The sequence below is a fragment of the Nonomuraea lactucae genome (genome assembly GCF_003313395.1).
Classification (GTDB): domain Bacteria; phylum Actinomycetota; class Actinomycetes; order Streptosporangiales; family Streptosporangiaceae; genus Nonomuraea; species Nonomuraea lactucae.
In genome coordinates this window covers 1-3,603 of the sequence record NZ_QNFZ01000718.1, presented here as the reverse complement: position 1 = coordinate 3,603, position 3,603 = coordinate 1, and the positions used below count along the sequence as shown (strand labels likewise).

The 3,603-nt window shown below is 72.4% G+C and carries 6 protein-coding genes; 5 read left to right on the top strand and 1 reads right to left on the bottom strand.

Going from position 1 to position 3,603, the window contains the following annotated elements:
* Positions 1–372 (top strand): DUF305 domain-containing protein (locus DQW85_RS25985; protein ID WP_113702570.1); only part of this gene is annotated, 372 nt, incomplete at its 5' end.
* Positions 373–428: 56 nt separating this feature from the next.
* Here the strand turns inward: DQW85_RS25985 and cobF are convergent.
* Complete coding sequence (gene cobF, locus DQW85_RS25980; protein WP_113702569.1) at positions 429–1,193, bottom strand: precorrin-6A synthase (deacetylating); 765 nt, start codon at positions 1,191–1,193, stop codon at positions 429–431.
* Positions 1,194–1,278: 85 nt separating this feature from the next.
* Here cobF and DQW85_RS44855 point away from each other — a divergent pair, with 85 nt between their 5' ends.
* The 4 genes from DQW85_RS44855 to cbiE form a co-directional block, all read left to right on the top strand.
* Entirely contained in the window at positions 1,279–1,440 is a 162-nt protein-coding gene (locus tag DQW85_RS44855) for a hypothetical protein (protein WP_162795384.1), read from the top strand.
* Between the two features lie 36 nt (positions 1,441–1,476).
* On the top strand, positions 1,477–2,121 hold the full coding sequence (locus DQW85_RS25975; protein WP_205315411.1) for a hypothetical protein: 645 nt from the start codon (positions 1,477–1,479) through the stop codon (positions 2,119–2,121).
* Positions 2,122–2,232: 111 nt separating this feature from the next.
* Positions 2,233–2,628, top strand: coding sequence for a TIGR03618 family F420-dependent PPOX class oxidoreductase (locus DQW85_RS25970; RefSeq protein ID WP_420819186.1), 396 nt, complete (start codon positions 2,233–2,235; stop codon positions 2,626–2,628).
* Positions 2,625–3,603: precorrin-6y C5,15-methyltransferase (decarboxylating) subunit CbiE (gene cbiE / locus DQW85_RS25965; RefSeq protein ID WP_240197431.1), on the top strand; the 979-nt coding region annotated here is incomplete at its 3' end. The genes DQW85_RS25970 and cbiE, both read left to right, overlap by 4 nt.

The following is a 3,603-nucleotide window of genomic DNA, read 5'->3' as shown; positions in this document are numbered from 1 at the left end:
GCCGGTGGCCGGACCACCAACGCCTACGTCACGCGGCTCAGCCAGAAGATCATCAGCGACGAGCAGGCCGACATCACGGTGATGTCGGGCTGGCTGCGCTCCTGGAACGTGTCCCTCCCCCCGGAGGACGGCGCCGTGCACGACATGCCCGGCATGCTGGGCCCCGCGCAGTTCGCGGAGCTGAAGCGGCGCTCTGGTGCGGCGTTCGACCGCCTGTGGCTGACCGTGCTGGCCAAGCACCTCGACAGCGGCGTGCAGATGGCCGAGACGGTACGCGAGAAGGGCATCCACGCGCCCACCGCCGAGCTGGCCAAGAAGATGATCACCAACCAGCGCGCGCTGATCGGCGAGATCGTGAAGCAGGTGGCCTGAGACCTCGCGCGCTCACCGGTCCTCGGCGCGACGAGGTGGCCCGAGGCGGCGGGTGTTCACCGGCGGTCCGCGGGCGGGACGCGGCGCAGCAGGTAGGTGTCCATGATCCAGCCCTTGCGCGCCCGAGCCTCCGCGCGCAGCTCGCGGATGCGGCCGGCGACCTCGGCCACCGGTCCGGCCACGAGGAGCTCGTCGGGCGTGCCCAGGTAGGCGCCCCAGTAGATGTGGAAGTCGTCGCTCACCCCGGCGAAGGCGCAGTGGGCGTCCAGCATGACCACGATGTCGTCGGCGGTTGCCCCCTCCTGGGCGAGACGGCGTCCGGTCGTGATGTGCACGGGCCGCGCGACCCGGGTCAGGCTGGTGCGGTGGCGCGCCGTCAGTGCCGACACGCTGCTGATGCCGGGGATCACCTCGTGGTCGAAGGCGACGTGCCCCCGCTCCAGGACCTCCTCCAGGATGGCCAGCGTGCTGTCGTAGACGCCCGGGTCGCCCCACACCAGGAACGCGCCGGTCTGGCCGTCCTCCAGCTCGTCACGGATGAACGCCTCGTACACCTGCGCGCGTCGAGAGCGCCAGTCGTCGACGGCCGCGGCGTAGGCGGGCGCCGTCCGGTCGCGCTCGGGGTCGCGGGCCTCGACGATCCGGTACGGCCGGCGGCCGTGGCCCTCGATCAGGTCCTGCCGGAGCCGTACCAGCTCCTCCTTGGCCTCGCCCTTGTCCACGATGAAGAACACGTCGGCCGCGGCGATGGCCTTGGCCCCTTGGAGGGTGAGATGGTCGGGGTCGCCGGCGCCGATGCCGATGATGAGGAGCCGCTTCACCGAGCACCTACAGGCTGAAGGCTGCGTCCTTCAAGGCGGAGAGGAAAGCCGGATCGGTCGGGCACGTCGGTCTCCTGGTTTGTCGGTGTTGATCGGTAGGTTGATCGGCATGTCCCGCTACCGGCTCTGCCCCACGTGGAACCTCGCCGTTGAGCAGCACGCGCATTGGCGGCCGGGGCGTAGGAGCGGGCCGGGGTTCGCCGAGCAGTGCCGTCAGTTGACGCAGGCGCGGGCGGAGTTCGCGTGAATGCGCGGCGGGTCGATCGTCGTCCAGCAGCAGGCGTTGAAGGACTTCGCCCAGGCGATCACGAACTTCTTCGCCAAGACCCACCGCAAACCGACGTGGCGCAAGCGCGGGCAGGGCGAGGGGTTTCGGATCGTCGCGGTCAAGGCGGGCGAGGTGCGCCGCCTCTCCCGCCACGTGGGCGACGTGAAGGTCCCGAAGGTGGGATGGGTGCGGTTCCGCTGGAGCCGTCCCGTTCCGGAGGGCGTGAAGCTGAAGGCGCGCGAGGCCGACCGGCGCAAGGACTGGGTGGAGAAGACCAGCACCGATCTGGCCCGCCGTTTCGATGTGATCGCCGTCGAAGATCTGAAGGTCGGCGACATGACCCGGTCGGCGAAGGGCACCCTCGAGGCGCCCGGCCGCACTGTCCGGCATAAGGCGGGTCTGAACCGGGGCATCCCGGCCGCCGGGTGGGGGCTGCTGGAGCACAAGGCTCGCGGCCGCGTCCGGAAGATCGACCCGCGTGGTACGTCGCAGACCTGCAACGCCTGCAAGCACACAGCCAGGGAGGGTCGCGAGAGCCAAGCCCTCAGAGACAACATCAAAGACACCGCCGTGGGGCACACGGTGGCTGCGCGGGGAGGCACGCCATCGGGCGGGCCTGCGAACCGCGAACCTCAACGCGACCTCCTCCTTGTGGGGTAGTTACCGTTGGAATCCTCCGGCCTTCACTTCAGGCGGGGGAGGATGTCGACCGCAAGAGTCTGCCAGAGCGCTCGCTATACGATGTTTCCCGGTACATCCCCGAGGAGACTTGTGAACCTGGTTGAGCGCGGTGACGGTTTTGTCGAGTTCTGGCGGGAGCGGCATCTGTGCACGCTCGCCACGACCCGCCCGGACGGCACGCCCCACGTGGTGCCGGTCGGTGTGACGCTGGACCCGGCCACGGGGACCGCCCGCGTGATCACCTCGGGCGCCTCGCAGAAGGCGCGGCTCGTGGCGGCGGCGGGGCCGGAGGGCGCGAAGGTGGCGGTCTGTCAGGTCGACGGCCGCCGCTGGTCGACGCTGGAGGGCACGGCCGTGCTGCGCACCGAGGCCGAGCAGGTCGCCGACGCCGAGCGCCGCTACGCCGAGCGCTACAAGCAGCCGCGCCCGAACCCCTCCCGGGTGGTGGTCGAGATCCAGGTCAGCCGCGTGCTGGGGAACGCGTGACCGCAGCGGGCATGGGGCGCGTGGTGACGGTCGTCGGGGTGGGGGCCGACGGGTGGGCGGGGCTGGCCGCCGCCTCCCGCCGGGCGGTGGAGGCGGCCGAGGTGCTCATGGGCGGCCCCAGGCAGCTCGATCTCGTGCCCCCGTCCGCCGCCGAGCGCGTCACCTGGCCGTCACCGCTGCTGCCGGCGCTGCCCGCGCTGATGGAGGCGTACGCGGACCGCGAGGTGTGCGTGCTGGCCAGCGGCGACCCGATGTTCTACGGGATCGGCTCCACGCTGGTGCGGCTCCTGGGCGCGGGCCGGGTCCGGGTGCTGCCGCACCTGTCGTCGCTGTCGCTGGCGTGCGCGCGCCTCGGCTGGCCGGTCGAGGAGGCCGAAGTGGTCAGCCTGGTCGGCCGGTCACCGGCCGCGCTGAACGCCGCCGTCCTGCCCGGCCGCCGGGTCCTCGTCCTGGGCACCGGCCGCGACTCACCGTCCGTGGTGGCCGGGCTGCTCGTCGAGCGCGGGTACGGCCCGAGCCGCCTGACTGTGCTGTCCGACCTGGGCTCCCCCGCCGAGTCCGTACAGCACGGGACCACCGCGGGACAGCACGGGACCGCCGCGGGATGGACCGCTCCCGCGCCCTCCGCGCTGAACGTCATCGCCGTCGAGTGCGTCGCGCGGCCGGGGGCGGAGCCGCTGCCGCTGGTGCCGGGCCTGCCCGACACGGCGTACGAGCACGACGGCCAGCTCACCAAGCGGGAGGTCCGCGCGGTGAGCCTGTCACGGCTCGCCCCGCTGCCCGGAGAGCTGCTGTGGGACGTGGGCGCGGGCGCGGGCAGCATCGCGATCGAATGGATGCGCTGCCACCCCTCGTGCCGGGCCGTCGCGGTGGAGAGCAGGGCCGACCGGGCCGCCGCGAGCCGCCGCAACGCCGACACGCTCGGCGTGCCGTCCCTGCGGGTCGTCGAGGGCAGGGCGCCCGCCGCGCTGGACG